General features: G+C 70.0%; 18 protein-coding genes. 9 read left to right on the forward strand and 9 right to left on the reverse strand.

What is annotated here, in order from left to right:
• The 3 genes from IG64_RS15340 to dnaA all read right to left on the reverse strand — a co-directional run.
• A partial coding sequence (locus IG64_RS15340; RefSeq protein WP_037856187.1) for an NADP-dependent phosphogluconate dehydrogenase occupies positions 1 to 555 on the reverse strand: 555 nt, incomplete at its 3' end.
• 165 nt (positions 556 to 720) lie between these two features.
• A complete protein-coding gene (dnaN, locus tag IG64_RS15345) occupies positions 721 to 1,851 on the reverse strand; it encodes a DNA polymerase III subunit beta (RefSeq protein ID WP_037856188.1) in 1,131 nt (376 codons plus the stop codon).
• 1,183 nt (positions 1,852 to 3,034) lie between these two features.
• A complete protein-coding gene (dnaA, locus tag IG64_RS15350; protein WP_078884023.1) occupies positions 3,035 to 5,134 on the reverse strand; it encodes a chromosomal replication initiator protein DnaA in 2,100 nt (699 codons plus the stop codon).
• Positions 5,135 to 5,502: 368 nt separating this feature from the next.
• Between dnaA and rpmH the strand changes: the two genes are divergently transcribed.
• The 9 genes from rpmH to IG64_RS15385 all read left to right on the forward strand — a co-directional run bounded on the left by rpmH (position 5,503) and on the right by IG64_RS15385 (position 12,265).
• The gene (gene rpmH / locus IG64_RS38825) at positions 5,503 to 5,640 is read left to right on the forward strand and encodes a 50S ribosomal protein L34 (RefSeq protein ID WP_003956500.1); all 138 of its coding nucleotides are present in this window, start codon (positions 5,503 to 5,505) and stop codon (positions 5,638 to 5,640) included.
• A gap of 21 nt (positions 5,641 to 5,661) precedes the next feature.
• Positions 5,662 to 6,033, forward strand: coding sequence for a ribonuclease P protein component (rnpA, locus tag IG64_RS38830; RefSeq protein ID WP_078884024.1), 372 nt, complete (start codon positions 5,662 to 5,664; stop codon positions 6,031 to 6,033).
• Entirely contained in the window at positions 6,030 to 6,383 is a 354-nt protein-coding gene (gene yidD / locus IG64_RS15355) for a membrane protein insertion efficiency factor YidD (RefSeq protein WP_037856193.1), read from the forward strand. The genes rnpA and yidD overlap by 4 nt, the downstream gene beginning before the upstream one ends.
• Before the next feature lie 3 nt (positions 6,384 to 6,386).
• Positions 6,387 to 7,700: a membrane protein insertase YidC gene (gene yidC / locus IG64_RS15360; RefSeq protein WP_037856196.1), complete on the forward strand. Its 1,314-nt coding sequence runs from the start codon at positions 6,387 to 6,389 to the stop codon at positions 7,698 to 7,700.
• A gap of 15 nt (positions 7,701 to 7,715) precedes the next feature.
• Entirely contained in the window at positions 7,716 to 8,228 is a 513-nt protein-coding gene (locus tag IG64_RS15365; protein WP_037856199.1) for a protein jag, read from the forward strand.
• Between the two features lie 114 nt (positions 8,229 to 8,342).
• Positions 8,343 to 9,059 carry a 16S rRNA (guanine(527)-N(7))-methyltransferase RsmG gene (gene rsmG, locus IG64_RS15370; RefSeq protein WP_037856203.1) on the forward strand — a complete coding sequence of 239 codons (717 nt, stop codon included), beginning with the start codon at positions 8,343 to 8,345 and terminating at the stop codon, positions 9,057 to 9,059.
• A 268-nt stretch (positions 9,060 to 9,327) separates the two neighbouring features.
• Entirely contained in the window at positions 9,328 to 10,401 is a 1,074-nt protein-coding gene (locus IG64_RS15375) for a ParA family protein (RefSeq protein ID WP_078884025.1), read from the forward strand.
• Complete coding sequence (locus tag IG64_RS15380; RefSeq protein WP_037856210.1) at positions 10,398 to 11,432, forward strand: ParB/RepB/Spo0J family partition protein; 1,035 nt, start codon at positions 10,398 to 10,400, stop codon at positions 11,430 to 11,432. The genes IG64_RS15375 and IG64_RS15380 overlap by 4 nt, the downstream gene beginning before the upstream one ends.
• A 215-nt stretch (positions 11,433 to 11,647) precedes the next feature.
• Complete coding sequence (locus tag IG64_RS15385) at positions 11,648 to 12,265, forward strand: GNAT family N-acetyltransferase (RefSeq protein ID WP_037856213.1); 618 nt, start codon at positions 11,648 to 11,650, stop codon at positions 12,263 to 12,265.
• A gap of 112 nt (positions 12,266 to 12,377) precedes the next feature.
• Here IG64_RS15385 and trxA read toward each other — a convergent pair whose 3' ends face one another.
• The 6 genes from trxA to murJ form a co-directional block, all read right to left on the reverse strand.
• Entirely contained in the window at positions 12,378 to 12,710 is a 333-nt protein-coding gene (gene trxA / locus IG64_RS15390) for a thioredoxin (protein WP_037856215.1), read from the reverse strand.
• A 49-nt stretch (positions 12,711 to 12,759) separates the two neighbouring features.
• Positions 12,760 to 13,731 (reverse strand): thioredoxin-disulfide reductase, encoded by a 972-nt coding sequence (gene trxB, locus IG64_RS15395; RefSeq protein WP_037856217.1) that lies wholly within the window; start codon positions 13,729 to 13,731, stop codon positions 12,760 to 12,762.
• 191 nt (positions 13,732 to 13,922) lie between these two features.
• Complete coding sequence (locus IG64_RS15400; protein WP_037856218.1) at positions 13,923 to 14,876, reverse strand: membrane protein; 954 nt, start codon at positions 14,874 to 14,876, stop codon at positions 13,923 to 13,925.
• The gene (gene sigM, locus IG64_RS15405) at positions 14,873 to 15,598 is read right to left on the reverse strand and encodes an RNA polymerase sigma factor SigM (RefSeq protein WP_037856220.1); all 726 of its coding nucleotides are present in this window, start codon (positions 15,596 to 15,598) and stop codon (positions 14,873 to 14,875) included. The genes IG64_RS15400 and sigM overlap by 4 nt, the downstream gene beginning before the upstream one ends.
• Positions 15,599 to 15,625: 27 nt before the next feature.
• On the reverse strand, positions 15,626 to 17,350 hold the full coding sequence (locus tag IG64_RS15410) for a protein kinase family protein (RefSeq protein ID WP_037856223.1): 1,725 nt from the start codon (positions 17,348 to 17,350) through the stop codon (positions 15,626 to 15,628).
• 119 nt (positions 17,351 to 17,469) lie between these two features.
• Positions 17,470 to 19,941, reverse strand: coding sequence for a murein biosynthesis integral membrane protein MurJ (murJ, locus tag IG64_RS15415; RefSeq protein ID WP_037856225.1), 2,472 nt, complete (start codon positions 19,939 to 19,941; stop codon positions 17,470 to 17,472).
• Positions 19,942 to 19,961: the final 20 nt, after the last annotated feature.

Consider the following 19,961-nt stretch of genomic DNA (forward strand, 5'->3'; position numbering starts at 1 on the left):
GAGCAGCTCCCAGCCCTCGGCGTAGGCCTGCATCATCGCGTACTCGATGCCGTTGTGGACCATCTTCGCGAAGTGGCCCGCGCCGACCCTGCCCGCGTGCACCGCGCCGAAGTCGCCCTCCGGCTTCAGCGCGTCGAAGACCGGCTGCACCTTGGCGACGTTCTCCGCGTCGCCGCCGTACATCAGCGCGTAACCGTTCTCCAGGCCCCACACGCCGCCGGAGACACCGCAGTCGACGAAGCCGATGCCCTTGGCAGCCAGCTCACGGGCGTGCTTCTCGTCGTCCGTCCAACGGGAGTTGCCGCCGTCCACGACCACGTCACCGGGCTGCAGCAGCTCGGCGAGCTCGTCGATGGTCGACTGGGTCGGGGCACCGGCCGGGACCATCACCCAGACCACGCGGGGACCCGTCAGCTTGTCCACAAGCTCAGAGAGGCTGTGGACGTCCGCGAGGTCCGGGTTGCGGTCGTATCCGATGACGGTGTGACCCGCGCGGCGTATCCGCTCGCGCATGTTGCCGCCCATCTTGCCGAGGCCGACGAGACCGAGCTCCATCAGTTGTGTCCTTATGAGGTGTCCGACGGGATGTGGGGGCACTTCCGTGCCCGCGTCCGAGCCTAGACCCGGACGCTCCCGCACATCCGTGGGCATACCCGCTCATACGTACGACCGCTGTTCACCGACGTGAGCCGCCGGCGGACAGGGGGCGGCAGCGCCCGGTCAGCCGCTCAGGCGGACCGGCATGATCAGGTACTTGTACGCGTCGTCCGCCTCGGCGTCCACGGCCGGCTTGCCGCTGAGCAGGGCGGGCTTGGTCGACGTGGTGAACGACAGCTGGGCCACCGGGGAGTCGATGGCGCTCAGGCCGTCCAGCAGGAACGTCGGGTTGAAGGCGATGGAGATGTCGTCACCCTCGAGCTGGGCGTCCACCCTCTCCACAGCCTGTGCGTCGTCACTGGAGCCGGCCTCCAGGATGAGCACGCCCTGCTCGAAGCTGAGCCGCACCGGGGTGTTGCGCTCGGCGACCAGGGCCACGCGCTTGACGGCCTCGACGAACGGGGCGGTCTCGATGACCGCGACGCTGTTGAACTCGGTCGGGAACAGCGTGCGGTACTTCGGCAGGTCGCCTTCGAGCAGACGGGTGGTGGTGCGGCGGCCCGCGCCCTCGAAACCGATCAGACCCTCGCCCGCGCCGGAGCCCGAGAGCGCCAGGATGACGCTGTCACCGCTGGTCAGCGCCTTGGCGGTGTCCTGGAGCGTCTTGGCGGGGACCAGAGCGACCGCGGAGACGTCCGGGTTCTCCGGCTTCCACAGGAACTCGCGGACCGCGAAGCGGTAGCGGTCGGTGGACGCCAGCGTCACCGTGTCGCCCTCGATCTCGATGCGCACACCGGTGAGCACCGGCAGGGTGTCGTCACGGCCGGCGGCGATGGCGACCTGCTGCACGGCGGAGGCGAACACCTCGCCGGGAACCGTGCCGGTGGCGTTCGGCATCTGCGGGAGCGCCGGGTACTCCTCCACCGGCAGGGTGTGGAGGGTGAAGCGCGAGGAACCGCAGACCACCGTCGCCCGTACACCGTCTGTGGAGATCTCCACCGGCCGGTTGGGCAGCGCGCGGGAGATGTCGGCGAGCAGCCGGCCGGAGACCAGGACGGTGCCCTCCTCCTCGACCTCGGCGTCCACCGACACCCGGGCGGAGACCTCGTAGTCGAAGCTGGACAGGCTCAGCTGGCCGTCCTCCGCCTTGAGCAGCAGGCCGGCGAGAACAGGCGCCGGCGGACGGGCCGGGAGGCTGCGTGCCGCCCAGGCCACTGCCTCCGCGAGTACGTCGCGTTCCACCCGGATCTTCACCGTAAGCCGCCTCCTGTGTTGCTGCTGAGTCCTCCGACTCGGTGTCACCGCCCGCTGTGACGGGAGGAGCACCGGGGACCAGTCTGACGCACGCTACTGACAGCAGGTGCCCGTCGGGGTCAAGTCGCCCGGAGGGGCGGCCGGGCCCGAGAGGGCGAGTTGTGCACAGGCCCCGCTTCGAAACGGATTCCGCTCTCTTACTGGTTGGGAGTAGTAGTAGGGCCTGTGGATACGGTGGATAACCCCGTTTGCCCAGCTCAGAGCAGGAATTTTGTCCACGGACCCTGTGGGTGACACCAGTGGACAACTCGACGTCTCTGTGGAGAACAGAAAGTTCTGCACACCTCGCCCACAGCCTGAGTGGAGTTCTCCCCAGCTGCGTCCCCAGGTTTACCCAAGTTGCCCACACCCCAATCCGGCAGCTTGGTGTGACGGCTTTCACTCGACGCGGTGACCGGGTGCGCCGCGTTGCCGAACAGTGGACAACCATGTGGAGAAGCCACCGATCATTGGGGACAACTGACCGCTTCCTGTGGGTTGCCCGTGGACAACTTCATGCACAGCCTGTGGATCACTGCTTCGTCCACAGCCTGTGGAGATCCTTCGTCCACGATTCCACAGCCCGCTGAGCTGCGGGGACGGGTTCTCGGGCGGGTGCCTGTGGACGCAGTTCGGGACAACTTCGCGGTCCCCAGGATGTGGACGGAAGAAAGTCACCGAATCTGTGGAGAGAGGCCGTAACCAGGCAGTTAATCGAACAGCGGCACAGGGCGGGGCACGTCGACACACGTCGCCGCACGGGAGCAGGGCGCCGGTCAGGCGGCCGCGCGACGGCGTCGGGGGCCTTCGCCGGGGCGGGTGATCCGGTGGTGACCGGGGCCCGGCCGGGGGTGGTCGGCCCCCTCCGGAGCCCCTGCTCGGCCCGGACGGCGGCGTCCGGAGTCCCCGGGGCCTGGCCGGGGGTGGTCGGCGGCGTCCGGAGCCCCCCCGGCCTTGGCCCGGGCGGCGGCGTCCCGGGTCCGTGCCCGGCGTGGTGGTGGAGCCCTGCACGCGCCGTGGAGCCCGTACGACTCTGAGCCCTGTGTCCGGCCGTGGGGCGTGGTGGGTTCCGTGCACGGCTGCGGGGCGCTCCCCGGAGCCGTCGGTCCGGAGGGCGCCCCACAGCTGCCCGTACGGGCTGTGCTCAGCCGTTCTTGATGCGGTTGGTCAGCTCGGTGACCTGGTTGTAGATGGAACGCCGCTCGGCCATCAGCGCGCGGATCTTGCGGTCGGCGTGCATGACGGTCGTGTGGTCGCGGCCGCCGAACTGCGCGCCGATCTTCGGCAGCGACAGGTCGGTCAGCTCACGGCACAGGTACATGGCGATCTGGCGCGCCGTGACCAGGGCGCGGCCGCGGGAGGTGCCGCACAGGTCCTCGACCGTGAGCCCGAAGTAGTCGGCCGTGGCCGCCATGATGGCCGTCGCCGTGATCTCCGGCGCGCTGTCCTCGCCGCCGGGGATGAGGTCCTTGAGGACGATCTCGGTCAGGCCCAGGTCCACCGGCTGCCGGTTGAGCGAGGCGAACGCCGTGACCCGGATCAGCGCGCCCTCCAGCTCGCGGATGTTGCGCGAGATCCGGGAGGCGATGAACTCCAGCACCTCCGGCGGGGCGTTCAGCTGCTCCTGCACCGCCTTCTTGCGCAGGATCGCGATACGCGTCTCCAGCTCGGGCGGCTGGACGTCGGTGGTCAGGCCCCACTCGAAGCGGTTGCGGAGCCGGTCCTCCAGCGTGACCAGCTGCCGGGGCGGCCGGTCGGAGGAGAGCACGATCTGCTTGTTGGCGTTGTGGAGGGTGTTGAAGGTGTGGAAGAACTCCTCCTGCGTCGACTCCTTGTCCGCGAGGAACTGGATGTCGTCGACGAGCAGGATGTCCATCTCGCGGTAGCGCTTGCGGAAGCTGTCGCCCTTGCCGTCGCGGATGGAGTTGATGAACTCGTTGGTGAACTCCTCCGAGCTGACGTACCGCACGCGGGTGCCCGGGTAGAGGCTGCGCGCGTAGTGCCCGATCGCGTGCAGCAGGTGCGTCTTGCCGAGCCCCGACTCGCCGTAGATGAACAGCGGGTTGTAGGCCTTGGCCGGTGCCTCGGCGACGGCGACCGCAGCGGCGTGCGCGAAGCGGTTGGACGCGCCGATGACGAACGTGTCGAAGAGGTACTTCGGGTTCAGCCGCGCGGTCGGCTCGCCCGGCCCGTGGCCCTGCGCCGACTGGCCGGAGGCGGAACCGGTGCCGCCGACGCCGGCTCCGGACGGAGCGGAACCCGCTGGTCCGCCGCGGTGCGGGGGCCCGGCGCCGGCCGGCGGCTCGGGCAGTTCCCGGCGGCCGGGGTCGCGCTGGTCGTAGTCCCGCTGGTCGTAGTCGGAGCGTCCGGAGTCGTAGTCGGGGCGTGACGGTTCGTAAGGGGGGCGTCCCATCGGCCGGGGACGGTACTCCTGGGCCGGGGGGTAGGGCTCGTGCGGACCGGTGTACGAGTCGTTCGTCGATCCGTATCCGTCCTGGGTGCCGTAGGCGTCCTGCGAGCGGTACTGGTCGCGGGTGCCGTACGGCTCCTGGGCGGGCGAGGCGTAGGGGTCGCGCTCCGGGAAGCCGAGCCGCTGCTGCTGCCAGCCGTAGTCGTCCTGGGCGGGGCGCGGCCAGGCGCCGGGCTCGGGGCGCTGGTGATCGCCGTACTCCGAGGGGTACGCGGGGCGGGCGACGGGCAGCTGGTCCGGGCCGTCCGTCTGCTGGGGGCCGGGGCGCGGGGGCGGCATCTGGTCGCCGGAACCGCCGCCGTGCTGGTCGGCGCGGCCGGACCGGTCGGTGCGGTCGGTGCGGTCCGGGCGGTGGGGGTCGGTGCGGTCGGGCCGCTCGGAGCGGTGGGCGTCGCCCCGGTGGCGTCCGTAGGTCTCGTAGCCGCCCTGGCCGGTGGGCAGTTCCTGTTCCTCGTAGCGCGGGGCCGGCGTCGGGGGCGCGGGGTGCGGGGTCTCGCCGACGGAGCTGTCGACGGTGATCGCGATGCGGATGGGGCGTCCGCACTCGCGGCTCAGCGTTTCGCTCACGACCGGGGCGAGGCGTCCCTCGAGCACGCTCTTGGCGAACTCGTTCGGTACCGCGAGCAGGGCCGTGTCCGCGACCAGGGCGAGCGGCTGGCAGCGCAGGATCCACTGCTCGTCCTTGGCCTCGACGCCTTGCCCGCGGCCTTCCCCGAGGAGCTGGTCCAGTACGCGTGGCCACACTGCGGCAAGATCGGCAGGTACGTCAGCCACAGGGCACGCTCTCTCACGGGGTCCCACGAACGTGTGGTTCGGGACGGGTCGGGATCTAAACGGGGGACAAGGGAACGAATGGGAGTCCGCCCACGGTAGTCAGCGCGGCGGGTACCGTTCAAGTTGTTGTCCCCAGGCTGTGGACAAGTCTGGACCGTCACTGCGCGGTTTGACCGGATGGCCCAGCCGCGCGTACCGTAACCAGGTCGAGTTGTCGATGGCTGCTGCCGCCTGCCTCCGAAGGGCACAGATCGCGTCAAGGTGATCGGTCAAGCGGTGCACACGGGCGTAACTGCGAGCTACTCGTGGGCGCACGGTGACAGCCAAGACGGCACCCCGCCACTACCGATTCTTTCTGGAGCCCCCGAGTGAGCAAGCGCACCTTCCAGCCGAACAACCGTCGTCGCGCGAAGACCCACGGCTTCCGGCTGCGTATGCGCACCCGTGCCGGCCGCGCGATTCTCGCGTCCCGCCGTAGCAAGGGTCGCGCCCGCCTGTCCGCCTGATCCCGATCAGGTCATGACGTCGTGCTGCCCACCGAGAACCGGCTGAGGCGGCGCGAGGACTTCGCGACCGCTGTACGACGAGGGCGTCGAGCCGGACGCCCGCTGCTCGTCGTCCACCTTCGTAGCGGTGCCACGGACCCGCACGCGCCTGGGGAGAGCGCTCCCCCGACGCGTGCGGGTTTCGTCGTGAGCAAGGCAGTGGGTGGCGCGGTCGTGCGCAACACGGTGAAGCGCAGACTTCGCCATCTGATGCGCGACCGGGTCGCACTGCTGCCCCCCGGTAGCCTGGTAGTCGTACGAGCGCTACCCGGAGCGGGCGAAGCCGATCACGCACAGCTGGCCCGAGACCTGGATGCCGCCCTTCAACGACTGCTGGGAGGGGGCGCGCGATGAAGTACCCACTGCTGGCTCTCATCAAGCTGTACCAGTGGACCATCAGCCCGTTGCTCGGGCCGGTGTGCAAGTACTACCCGTCGTGTTCCCACTACGGCTACACGGCCATCGACCGGCACGGCGCGGTCAAGGGAACGGCGCTCACCGCCTGGCGGATTCTGCGGTGCAACCCGTGGTCGCTGGGCGGGGTGGACCACGTTCCTCCGCGCAAGCGTCCGCGGTGGCACGAAATGCTGCGTGCCGCCTGGCGTGCGCGCAAGGGCGGGCCCTCCGCCGCTGAGCCGGTCACCGACGGAAACCTTCCGCCGGGCCCGGCCGCGAAGACCTCGTCCCATGCCCAAGGAGCATGATTAGTGGACACGATTGCCAGCTTCTTCAGTTTCATCACCTGGCCCGTCTCCTGGGTCATCGTCCAGTTCCACAAGGTGTACGGGGCGATCTTCGGGGCTGACACCGGGTGGGCCTGGGGCCTGTCCATCGTGTCCCTGGTGGTTCTGATCCGCATCTGCCTGATCCCGCTCTTCGTGAAGCAGATCAAGGCGACGCGCGCGATGCAGACGCTCCAGCCGGAGATGAAGAAGATCCAGGAGCGCTACAAGAACGACAAGCAGCGTCAGTCCGAAGAGATGATGAAGCTGTACAAGGAGTCGGGTACCAACCCGCTCTCCTCGTGCCTTCCCATCCTGGCGCAGTCCCCGTTCTTCTTCGCCCTCTACCACGTGCTGAGCGCCATCGCGACCGGCAAGACGATCGGTGTCATCAACGAGCCGCTGCTGGCCAGCGCCCGTCATGCCCACATCGTCGGTGCCCCGCTGGCCGCGAAGTTCACGGACAGCGCCGACAAGGTCGCCCAGCTCGGTGCCACGCTGACGGACGTCCGCGTCGTCACCGCGGTCATGATCGTCCTGATGTCCGCGTCGCAGTTCTACACGCAGCGCCAGCTGATGACGAAGAACGTCGACACCACGGTGAAGACGCCGTTCATGCAGCAGCAGAAGATGCTGATGTACGTCTTCCCGGTCATGTTCGCCGTCTTCGGCATCAACTTCCCGGTCGGTGTCCTCGTCTACTGGCTGACCACCAACGTGTGGACCATGGGCCAGCAGATGTACGTCATCCACAACAACCCGACCCCGGGTTCCAAGGCTCAGGCCGCCTACCTGGAGCGTCTGTACAAGCACGTCACGCACCACGGCAAGACCCGCAACAGGCGTGAGAAGGCCATCGTCAAGGCGATCGTCTCCAAGGGCCGCGACCGCAACGAGTTCGAGCGCAAGTTCATCAACGGTCTGACCAAGGCGGGCCTGGCGGCCCAGTCCGACGGCACCGTGGTCAAGGGCGAGGGCGCCGTCGTCGTGCAGGCCGAGGACGGTACGACCACCACCACGGCCGCCGCCGCTCCCCGGCGCCAGCAGCCCAAGCGGCAGACCAAGTCCCAGCGCCAGGGTGGTGCCAAGGTGGCCGGCGCCGGTGACACCGAGCAGCCCCTGTCGCTGACCAAGTCCGAGCCCGAGACCCAGGCCGAGACGAAGACCGACGCGCCGCAGGACACCTCGCCCGCTGCCGCCAAGAAGCCCGGCCCCAAGCCGGGCAACGGCTCCCGCAGCAAGGCCCAGTCCGGCCAGCGCAAGGGCCCGCAGCGGCCCAAGTCCCCGTCCAAGAAGTAAGAAGGAGCCCATCCCGTGACGGAAGGCACCACCTCCGCCGCTGCCGAGGGCGCGGACGCCCTGACCCGCCTGGAGCAGGAGGGCGAGATCGCGGCGGACTACCTCGAGGGTCTGCTGGACATCGCCGACCTCGACGGTGACATCGACATGGACGTCGAGGCCGACCGCGCCTCTGTCTCGATCATCAGCGACGCGGGCAGCCGGGAGCTGCAGAAGCTGGTCGGACGGGACGGCGAGGTGCTGGAGGCGCTGCAGGAGCTGACGCGTCTGGCCGTGCACCGGGAGACCGGTGACCGCAGCCGTCTGATGCTGGACATCGCGGGCTACCGCGCCAAGAAGCGCACCGAGCTGTCCGAGCTGGGTGCGAAGGCCGCGGCGGAGGCCAAGAGCAGCGGTGAACCCGTGAAGATGAAGCCGATGAGCCCGTTCGAGCGCAAGGTCGTGCACGACGCGGTCAAGGCAGCCGGACTGCGCAGCGAGTCCGAGGGCGAGGAGCCGCAGCGCTTCGTCGTCGTACTCCCCGCCTGAGCGGTCCCACGTTCCACCGGCCCCGTCTGCCCGCAGGCGGGGCCGTACTTGTCAGCCTGGTAGTTCTGGTGGTCGGCGCTGATCGCGCTGATGCGGTACGGAAGGACGGTCCCCGTGACGGAGGCAGCGGAGCTCCCCCCTGCGCCCGAGCAGGCACGTGACGTATTCGGTGATCGCTTCGCGGATGCGGTCCGGTACGCCGAGCTGCTGGCCGAGGCAGGAGTGCAGCGAGGGCTCATCGGCCCGCGGGAGGTGCCCCGTCTGTGGGAGCGCCACCTGCTGAACTGCGCGGTGCTCTCCGAGGTCGTCCCCGACGGGGTGACCGTGTGCGACGTCGGCTCCGGTGCCGGTCTGCCGGGCATCCCCCTGGCACTGGTCCGGGAGGACATCAAGATCACACTGCTGGAGCCGCTGCTGCGCCGCACCAACTTCCTCACCGAGGTCGTCGAGCTTTTGGGGCTCGACCATGTCACCGTCGTCCGGGGACGTGCTGAGGAAGTGATGGGCAAGCTGCCGCCGGTCCATGTGGTCACCGCCCGCGCGGTGGCCCCGCTCGACCGTCTGGCCACCTGGGGCATTCCGCTGCTGCGCCCGTACGGCGAGATGCTCGCCCTCAAGGGGGACACGGCGGAGGAAGAGCTGAAGAGCGCGGGCACCGCGCTGAGCAAGCTCGGTGCGGTGGAGACCTCCATCCTTCACGTAGGCGAGGGGGTCGTGGACCCGCTGTCCACCGTGGTCAGGGTGGAGGTCGGTGAGAGCCCGGGCGGCGTGCGCTTCGCGGCCAAGCGGGCCAAGGCTGCCCGGACGGGGCGGGTCCGCCGGAGGCGCTGAGCCGTTCACTCCGCCGGGTCGACTGCGCCGGGGGGACCCAGCCGACAGGCGCGCGGCGGAGTGTCGCTCACAAAAAGGGCGAATTGTTGTCATCGTGTTTCACGTGAAACGTCGCTCACTGCTGCACGGGATCATCAACCGTGGCCGCGTCGCGGCCCAACCGCGTGACCGCAAGCCTCTCGGTTCACTCGGAGAGGGCACAGAGTTGTCCACAGAGGCGGATTTCTCCACAGAACGCCAGGCCTCACTGGTTCGCCACCCCGATGGCATGGGAGGCTCTGCTTATCCCGAGCCTGAAGTCGAGGAGAGTGAATCCTTGCGGTCCGACGCCAACATCGCGGGACCGATGACCGATCCGGTCCCCGGTCCCCGTACCGAGTCGACGGGGGAGAATGTTTCACGTGAAACACCGCCCCCGATGGACGACACTCCCATCGGTCGTGCTGCCCAACTGGCGGTCGAGGCTCTAGGCCGCGCCGGCGAGGGTCTGCCGCGCCCGGAGCGGACCCGCGTCATCGTGGTCGCCAACCAGAAGGGCGGCGTCGGCAAGACGACGACGACCGTCAATCTCGCCGCTTCGCTGGCTCTGCATGGCGGCCGTGTTCTGGTGATCGACCTCGACCCGCAGGGAAACGCCTCCACCGCGCTGGGTATCGACCATCACGCCGAAGTGCCGTCCATCTATGACGTGCTGGTGGAGAGCAAGCCGCTGGCAGAGGTGGTCCAGCCCGTTCCTGATGTCGAGGGTCTCTTCTGCGCCCCCGCCACGATCGATCTCGCCGGTGCGGAGATCGAGCTGGTGTCCCTGGTGGCCCGGGAGAGCCGACTGGAACGAGCGATCCAGGCCTACGAACAGCCGCTGGACTACATCCTCATCGACTGCCCTCCCTCGCTCGGCCTGCTGACGGTCAACGCCCTGGTCGCCGGCCAGGAGGTGCTCATCCCGATCCAGTGCGAGTACTACGCGCTGGAGGGGCTGGGACAGCTGCTGCGCAACGTCGACCTGGTGCGCGGCCATCTGAACCCCACGCTGCACGTGTCGACCATCCTGCTCACGATGTACGACGGCCGCACGCGTCTCGCCTCCCAGGTCGCGGAAGAGGTGCGCAGCCACTTCGGCGACGAGGTGCTGCGGACGAGCATCCCCCGCTCCGTCCGTATCTCCGAGGCCCCCAGCTACGGGCAGACGGTGCTGACCTACGATCCAGGATCGAGCGGTGCCCTCTCCTACCTTGAGGCGGCACGAGAAATCGCACTGAAGGGTGTCGGTGTCAGTTATGACGCCACGCATGCCCACATCGGTGCACAGAGCGACCCGAGCATGGTGGAGGGGATCCAGTGAGTGAGCGACGGAGGCCTGGGCTGGGGCGAGGTCTCGGAGCCCTGATCCCGGCCGCTCCGACGGAGAGGACCCCTGTGCCGGGCCCGGCGGGTGGTCCCGGCCAGGTCCTGACGTCCGACCGCGGAGTGGCTGCGGCGAAGGTGGCCATGCTGCCCCCGCCGCCGATGGGCGCCCATTTCGCGGAAGTCCCGCTGGACTTCATCACCCCCAACCCCCGCCAGCCCCGTGAGGTCTTCGACGACGAGGCGCTGGCCGAGCTGGTCACCTCCATCAAGGAGGTCGGGCTCCTCCAGCCGGTGGTCGTCCGGCAGGTCGGCGCCGAGCGCTACGAGCTGATCATGGGCGAGCGGCGCTGGCGGGCCTGCCGCAAGGCCGGCCTGGACGCCATTCCCGCGATCGTGCGGGCCACGGACGACGAGAAGCTCCTGCTGGACGCCCTGCTGGAGAACCTCCACCGGGCCCAGCTCAACCCGCTGGAAGAGGCAGCCGCCTACGACCAGCTGCTGAAGGACTTCAACTGCACCCACGACCAGCTGGCCGACAGGATCGGACGCTCCCGGCCCCAGGTCTCCAACACCCTGCGGCTGCTGAAGCTGTCGCCGGCGGTGCAGCGCCGGGTCGCCGCCGGAGTGCTGTCCGCCGGACACGCGCGGGCACTGCTGTCGGTGGAGGACTCCGAGGAGCAGGACCGGCTCGCCCACCGGATCGTGGCCGAGGGGCTCTCCGTGCGTGCCGTCGAGGAGATCGTGACGCTCATGGGGTCGCGGCCGCAGGCTTCGCCGCGATCCAAGGGTCCCCGTGCCGGAACCAGGGTCTCTCCCGCCCTCTCCGACCTCGCGACCCGGCTGTCCGACCGCTTCGAGACCCGGGTGAAGGTCGACCTGGGCCAGAAGAAGGGCAAGATCACCGTGGAGTTCGCTTCCATGGAGGATCTGGAACGCATTCTCGGCACGCTGGCTCCCGGTGAGGGCCGGGTGCTGCAGAAGGGCCTGCTGGAGAGCGACCCGGCGCAGGCCGAGGGCGACGCCTGACCCTTCCACGGGGTGCGGACGGGCCAGAGGCTCAGCAGCGGCGGGCCGTGAACCGGAGGATCACCGGTTCACGGCCCGCCTTTGCTTGTCCTCGGTGTCCGCGGGATCACATCGTGGATACGATGCTTGCGGGTATGACGCATCCACCCGACGGCACGTCCGTGACGGACGGCCGCTCGTGACGCTGCGGGCGTAGGAAGCGAGGATCAGCCTTCATGGGCCGTAGGCTCCTGCCGCTCACGCTGGACAACCTCCATGACCTTCCTCAGCGCTGCCGTGCGTGCGTCTTCTGGGAACTGGACCCGGTCAGCGGCGAGGACGCCGTGAGGGCGGGCACGTCTGCCGTGGAGAAGGAGGCGTGGATCTCCGCCGTACTGCTGGACTGGGGCTCGTGCGGACGTGTCGTCTACGTCGACGACGTTCCGGTCGGCTTTGTGCTCTACGCTCCCCCCGCTTATGTGCCCCGCTCCACGGCCTTTCCCACGAGCCCGGTGTCACCGGACGCGGTCCAGCTGATGACAGGCTTCGTCATGCCCGGCTATCAGGGGCAGGGGCTGGGACGTGTGCTGGTCCAGACGGTCGCCAAAGATCTCCTGCGGCGCGGCTTCAAGGCCATCGAGGCCTTCGGCGACGCCCGCTGGAAGGAACCCGCCTGTGTGCTGCCGGCGGACCATCTGCTGGCGGTGGGATTCAAGACGGTCCGGCACCATCCCGCTCATCCCCGGCTCCGCCTGGAGCTGAGATCGACCCTCTCCTGGAAGGAAGACGTGGAGATGGCGCTCGACCGGCTGCTCGGAGCGGTACAGAAGGAACCCGCGCTCCGCCCGCTGTGATCCCTCAGCAGCCGTCGGCAAGCGTTCCGTACGCCGAATGGGCCGACCCGTCAGGGTCGGCCCATTCGTGTTTCACGTGAAACATCGCGCCGTCGGCTCACGACGGCACGCCTCACTCGGCGATGAAGTCCTCCAGGTCGCGCACGATCGCGGCCTTCGGCTTCGCGCCGACGATGGTCTTGGCGACCTCGCCGTTCTGGTAGACGTTCAGCGTCGGGATCGACATGACCCCGTACTTGGCCGCCGTACCCGGGTTCTCGTCGATGTTGAGCTTGACGATCTCGATCTTGTCGCCGTACTCGGCGGCGATGGCCTCGAGGGACGGGGCGATCTGGCGGCAGGGACCGCACCAGGCGGCCCAGAAGTCCACCAGGACGGGCTTGTCGCTCTTGAGGACGTCCTGCTCGAAGGAGGCGTCGGTCACTTGCTTCAGGGTGCCGGCCACGGCGGGCTCCTTAGTTTCTTCGTGTACGTGCTGTGGGGCGGGCGGGGGTTCAGACAGTGGTCTTCTCGGGCTCGGCCTTCTGCTCGTTGTCCGCGAGGGCGGCGAGGAACCGCTCGGCGTCGAGGGCGGCGGAGCAGCCGGTGCCGGCGGCGGTGATGGCCTGGCGGTAGGTGTGGTCGACGACGTCACCGGCCCCGAACACACCGGTCAGGTTGGTGCGCGTGGAGGGCGAGTCGACCTTCAGGTAGCCCTCCTCGTCCAGGTCGAGCTGTCCCTTGAACAGCTCGGTCCGCGGGTCGTGGCCGATCGCGATGAACAGACCCGTCACCGGCAGATCCGACAGCTCACCGGTCTTCACGTTGCGCAGCTTCAGGCCGGAGAGCTTCTGCTCGCCCTGGACCTCGGCCACCTCGCTGTCCCAGACGAACTTGATCTTCGGGTCGGCGAAGGCGCGCTCCTGCATCGCCTTGGAGGCGCGCAGGGTGTCCCGGCGGTGGACGATCGTCACGGACTTGGCGAACCGCGAGAGGAAGGTGGCCTCCTCCATCGCGGTGTCACCGCCACCGATCACGGCGATGTCCTGGTCCTTGAAGAAGAAGCCGTCGCAGGTGGCACACCACGAGACGCCGCGGCCCGAGAGGGCGTCCTCGTTCGGCAGACCGAGCTTGCGGTGCTGGGAGCCGGTGGTGACGATGACGGCCTTCGCCCGGTGCACCGTGCCCGAGGTGTCCGTGACGGTCTTGATCTCACCGGTGAGGTCGACGGAGACGATGTCGTCCGGCACCAGCTCGGCGCCGAAACGCTCGGCCTGGGCCCGCATGTTGTCCATGAGGTCGGGGCCCATGATGCCGTCGCGGAAGCCCGGGAAGTTCTCCACCTCGGTGGTGTTCATCAGCGCACCACCCGCGGTGACGGCACCCTCGAACACCAGCGGCTTCAGCGACGCGCGCGCGGTGTAGAGGGCCGCTGTGTAGCCTGCGGGCCCGGAGCCGATGATGATCACGTTGCGGACGTCGCTCACGGCTAGATTCCTCGTCTCTGGACTGTGTCCTACGGCCGGTGGAGCCTCTCTCGGTGCTCTCACCCCACCCAACGGATCCTACGGGGCGTGCATTCCCGGTGTCCCCGGGCACACGGGGGCGCCGTGGCACAGGGAGCCGCACCGCAGGAGAACCCGGTGACCGCCCCCGGGCCGGGCCCGGGAAGCGGGGCTCAGGAACGCGTGTAGGGATGGGACAGCAACACCCTGGCCGCGCTGGAAGGGTCGTGGACACAGGAGGCGTCCACGACATAGGCGGTGACCTGGGAACCGGGTCCGGCAGGGTCGGACAGCACCACGAGGTAGGCGTCCTTGCCCCCGTAGGTGCCGGGCTGGGCGGCGAGCGGGGTGCCGGTGCTGTGGATGCCCTGCCGGACGCAGGAGGGGACCGGGACGGTCGGGTCGCTCTTCAGCGTGTTCGGCTGCCCGGGGCCGGTGTCGGCACCGGTGTCCGCGCCTGTCTCCGCGTTCGCGCCGAAACTGTGCGGGGCACGGGTCGTACTCTGCGTCTGCGGCGCCTTGCCGAGGAGGTGGCTCACCTGGCTCTCGAGGCTTTCCGCCGAGAAGGTCTGCGTGGACGCGCTCGGCCGGGCCTGTGCGGCGGCGTCGGAGCCCGTGTCGTCGTGCTGGGACGCCAGGACCACGGTGGCGACACCCAGCGCGGCCACGGTGCAGGCGGCGCCCAGGGCGGCGATCCCGCGACGCACACGGCGTGGGCGGGGCTTGCGGCCCGGTCCCGTGCGCGCGCTGGGGACGTTTCCTGTGGGACGGCCCGCCGTCGGTGTTTCACGTGAAACATGACTTCGGTCGTCGCCCCCTTCGTCGCGTGGGTCCTCGCCGGCCTCGCTGGCCTCGCCGGCCGCGGCCGCGAGGACGGCAGGGGAGGGCTCCGCGGCGAGAGCTGCGTCGATACGGTCCGCGATGTCGCCCGGCATGCTCTGCGGGGCAGGGAACGTGCCGAGCAGATCCCGGATCTCCTCCAGCGAGGTCCGGACCTCGGCGCATGATCCGCACGCGACCAGATGCCGGCGCAGTTCCTCCGCCCGGGAAGGAGCGAGCAGTCCTTCGGTGAGGTCGGAGATCTCCGAGACGTCCGGGTGCCCGGCCGTGTCCGTCGTGGATGTCACGCTCGCCCACCTCCGCCCTTCACAGCAGCTGAATCGCCTGGTCCCGTGTGCCGCGCGTCCCCGCCCGGGGGACCCGCTGCCGGTGGGACGGATGCCCGCTGCGTCCGGTTCCGTCCGGCCTCCGGTTCCGCGTCGTCGCCGGAGCCGCCCGGCCGGAGATGGGTGAGCAGGGGCAGGAGTCTGGCTCGGCCCCGGGCGCAACGGCTCTTCACCGTCCCCACCGGGACGTCGAGGATCCGGGCGGCCTCGGCGACCGGGTAGCCCTGCATGTCCACGAGCACCAGGGCGGCCCGCTGGTCGGCGGGGAGCGTGCCGAGCGCCTCGACGAGCTGCCGTTGCACGTCGTTCCTCTCGGCGGGCGCGGACGCCGACTCGTGCGGCTCCAGCAGGTGTTCCAGGCGCTCGGTGTCGTCCACCGGTGAGGTCTTGCGCGAGGCCGCCTTGCGGACCCGGTCCAGGCAGGCGTTCACCGTGATCCGGTGCAGCCAGGTGGTGACGGCCGACTGCCCGCGGAAGGTGTGGGCGGCGCGGTAGGCGGAGACGAAGGCGTCCTGCACGGCGTCGGCGGCCTCCTCGCGGTCGCCCAGCGTTCGCAGGGCGACCGCCCAGAGGCGGTCACGGTGACGCCGTACGAGTTCTCCGAAGGCGTTCCGGTCGCCGTCCACGTGGCGGGACAGGAGGTCCTGGTCGCTCGCGTCGCGGTAGGCGCTGTCGTCCGCCATCGGACCCCCTCCCCCCTCGGTGAGACGTCAGCCCGTGAACTTCACTTCGGTGACGGCCTGCTTGTAGCCGGCGTTGCTGTACGTACTCGCGTCGGCGCCCGAGTACGGCACGGCGGTGAGCCAGACGAGGACGTACCGGGACTTCACCGGTTTGGCGGGCTTCACGGTGGCGGTGGCACCGCTGGTGGTGGCCTCACCGATCTTCCGCATCGAGTCCAGGGACGCCGGGGCCAGGGAGTCGGCGGCGTACAACTGGACCGTGGTGTGGTCGCCGCTGTACAGGAGGCTCACGGACGCCTTGCCGAGGTCGTGTGCCGAGCCGAGGTCGTAGACGATGCCCACGCCCGGTTTGAAGGGTGCCAGGGGCGGTCCCTCCACGAAGGTGCTCGTCTTCCAGTACGTCGACGGGTTGCCGTCGTACGTCCTGCCGACATCACCGGGGTGCTGTGCGTCCCCCTTGGCGACGAACTCCTGGGCCCCCTGGATCGGGATCGGCCGCAGCGGCTTCGGCTGCTGGTCCTTCTTGTCGTTGCCGTCCTGCGTCTGCGTCTGGCTGTCCTTGGTGGACTTGCCGCCCCGGTCCATCAGGGCGTCCGCCAGCTGCCAACTGCCCAGGCCCAGCGCGGCGATGAGGAGTGCCGAGACAGCCCATTTCAGGGCCTTGCCGGTCCGGCTCTGCAACGGGGGCGGCGGGGCGTGCACCGGCTGCGTGATGCCGGGGTGCGGTGCCGGGCGGCCGTACGTGCCCTGCTGGTACGACGTGCCCTGGTACTCCGGCGGCGCGGTGAACGCGGGCTCCGGCGGGCGGATCCGCGGCATCTCGCCGATCGCCTTCACCAGTTCCTCCGGCGTGGTGCACGGGGACTCGTGACGGGAGGCGGTGGCGCCGTCGTTGGCGAGCGCGCGCATGGCCAGTTCGGACAGACCGCGGTGGACTCCGGCGCGCACCTGGTCCGGCGGGATGAGTCCGACGTCCTTGGGCAGGCCGGACAGACCGTAGGCGTCGTTCTCGTACGGCCAGCGCTGGGTGAGTGCCGCGTACAGCAGTGCGCCGATCGCCTCGGTGTCGGAGCGCTGCGGGGTCTCGGAGCTGATGCCGCGCAGCGCGGCGTTCACGGCGAGGCCGCGGATGCGCCACTGGCCGGTGGAGGCGCGCAGTACGGCGTTCGGGTTCAGGCGCAGGTGGGCCAGGCCCTCGCGGTGCGCGACGGCCATCGCGGAGGAGACCTGGCTGACCAACTGGTAGGCGTCGTGCGGCTCCAGCGGCCCGGTGGCCAGCAGGGTGGTCAGCTCGGTTGCGTCGGGGAGCCACTCGTGGACGACGTAGACGAGGTCGTTCTCCTCGACGGCGTCGAGGACCTGGACGAAGCGGGGGTCGCCGAGCAGGGCCGAGGAGCGTGCCGCGGCGAGGACCGAGCGGGCGCGGGAGTGATCGGCGGGCAGGATGTGCACGCCGACGGCGCGGCGGAGCTTCTCGTCCACCGCGCGCCAGCTGCTGAATCCGTCCAGTCGGGTGACGCATTCCTCGAGGCGGTAGCGTCTGGCGAGTTTGTGGCCGCTGTGCAGTTCGGGCGGTGCGGTCTTGTTCCCGGGACGTTCGGTCCCGCCGTTGCCGTGCGCCTCGTCGATGTCCGTGTCCCGCTCCCGGTTCTGGGCCACCCCGTCGGCCGTGGACTGGTCCGCCTCCGCGGTCAGCGGCTCGTCACCGCTGTTGTCTGCCACGTCGACGGCAGCCGTGCTCCGTTCCGCCACCGTCGCTCCTGCCTCCCCATCCCATTGCGCGCTGTCCGACGCCGAAACCAATTGTGCCCACAGTCCGGCGCTATGCACGACACACGGCGGCGGACGATGGTTGTGCGCCTACCCCCGCCTCAACGTCCCAGCCGTCCGCGGACCATGCCGACGAGCGAGTTCAGTTCCTCGATCCGCATGCGGCGGGCCGCGACGAAGAAGATGCCGAGCAGCAGGGCCCCGCCGGCCAGCAGCGCGGCGAACGAGCCGACGACGCCCTGGCCCAGGGTGTGGCCGATCTCGTAGCAGGCCGCGCCGCTGACGAGTGCCGCCGGTACCGCGGCGATGCAGAGCCGGGCGTAGGTCCGCAGGACGCGGGAGCCGTCGAGGTCGCCGCCGAGCCGCTTGCGCAGCCGGCCCCAGGCGACGCCCACGCCGATGGCGTAGGCCAGACCGTACGCGGCGGACATGCCGATCACGGCCCAGCGGGCCGGGAGCAGGAAGTAACACAGTGCCGAGGCGCCCGCGTTGACCGCGGCCACGATGACCGTGTTGTAGAAGGGCGTCCGGGTGTCCTCGTAGGCGTAGAAGGCGCGCAGGACGACGTACTGGACGGAGTACGGGATGAGGCCGAGGGCGAAGGCCATCAGCATGTAGCCCATGTTGGTGGCTTCCCCGGTGCCCGAGGAGCCGAAGATCAGGGTGCACATCGGGATGCCGAGCGAGACGAAGCCGAAGGCGATCGGCACGATCGCGACGGCTGTGGTGCGCAGGCCCTGGGAGATGTCGTCGCGGACGGCGCCGGCGTCGTTCTCGTGGGCCGAGCGGGAGATCCGCGGCAGCAGGGCGGCCATCAGGGAGACGGTGATGATGGCCTGCGGCAGGCCCCAGATCAGCTGGGCGCTGGCGTAGGCCGCGTAGCCGACGCCGTCCACCGGCGAGCTCTTGCCCGCCGCGGTGGACAGCCGGGTCACGACGACGTTGCCGGCCTGGTTGGCGAGCACGAACAGCAGGGTCCACTTGGCCAGGGCCGCGGCCTTGCCGAGCCCGTGGCCCCGCCAGTCGAAGCGCAGCCGCAGCCGGAAGCCGGTCTCGCGCAGGTACGGGATCATGGCCAGGGCCTGGACGACCAGACCCAGCAGGACGCCTGCTCCGAGGAGCCGCTGGCCCTCCGGCGGGATGTTCGCCACGCCCATGCCGGAGTGGGCGGCGGTGCCGTACACCCAGATGAACGCGCCGAGCGTCACGATGATGACGATGTTGTTCAGGACCGGGGTCCACATCATCGCGCCGAACTTGCCGCGCGCGTTGAGGACCTGGCCCATCACCACGTGGATGCCCATGAAGAAGATCGAGGGCACGAAGTAGCGGGTGAAGGTGACGCCGACCTCGTTGGCCGCCGGGTCGCCCGCAACCGAGGGGGACAGCAGGCGGATCAGGAGGGGTGCGGCGAGGACCGCGACGACGGTGAGGGCGCCCAGCGCCACCATGACGAGCGTCAGCAGCCGGTTGGCGTAGGCCTCGCCGTTGTCGTCGTCCTCCTTCATGGCCCGGACGAGCTGCGGTACGAAGACGGAGTTGAGACCGCCGCCGACGGTCAGGACGTAGATCATGGTCGGCAGCTGGTAGGCGATCTGGAAGGTGTCGCCGAGCAGGCCGAGGCCCAGTGCCGAGACGATCATCGCGGACCGGATGAAGCCCGTGAGCCGGGAGACCAGCGTGCCGGCCGCCATCACGGCGCTCGACTTCAGCAGCCCCGATGCCTTGCCGCCCTTCTTCGCCGCCTGGGCGGGCGGCGGTGCGGCGGCGGGCGCCTCGGCCACTGCCTGGGCGCCGGCCGCCGGGGCCGGGGCGTACGGCCCCATCGGGCCCTGCCCGGCGGCCGGGGCGGGGGCGGGGCCGGGCACGGAGGGCGGCTCGGCGGGCGGGTAGCCGCCCATGCCCTGCGGGTCCTGCGGAGCCTGGTAGCCCTGCCGGCCGGACGGCTGGTAGCCGTTCCGGTCCGTGGCCGGGTATCCCGCCTGCTGGTCCTGGTAGGCGGGCTGCCCGGACGGCGCCTGGTAGCCGCTCGGGCCGGGGTCGTAGCCGTACGGCCCCGGGTCCTGCGGGTTCTGGTAGGCGGCCTGCCGGGGGTCCTGGGAGTACCCGCCCTGCTGCTGGTCGCGGAAGAGGTGGGCGAAGGCGTCCGGCTCGTGCTGCTCCTCGGCGGAGTGGGTGACCAGGTCGTCCACACCCACGAACTGGGTGGTGCGGGGGTCCTCGCCGTAGGGGAGGTACTGGGTGGTGCCCGACGGCTCGGGCGGCGGGGTCTGCGCCCAGACCCGGGGGTCGGGCGCGTAGGGGGAGGGCGGCGGGCTGCCGTACAGCGGCTGCTGCGGTTCGTACGAGCCCGGGGGCGGCGGCGGGTGCGCGGCACGGTCGTACAGCGCCTCGCCGACCGGGTCCTGGGCCGTGAGGTCCTGCGCCCGGTAGGGGTCCTCGGCGTAGGCGTCCTGGAGGTACATGTCGGCGGGAGGCTGCTGCGGCACCTGGCCGTGCTCGGGCGGCGGGGTGCCGGGGTGGCCCGAGCTGCCCGCGGCCCGGCCGCGGTCACCGTCGTACGGCGCGTTCATGGTTACCCCACCTCATCGTC

This window comes from Streptomyces sp. NRRL S-340, from assembly GCF_000720185.1.
In the GTDB taxonomy this organism is placed as follows: Bacteria; Actinomycetota; Actinomycetes; order Streptomycetales; family Streptomycetaceae; genus Streptomyces.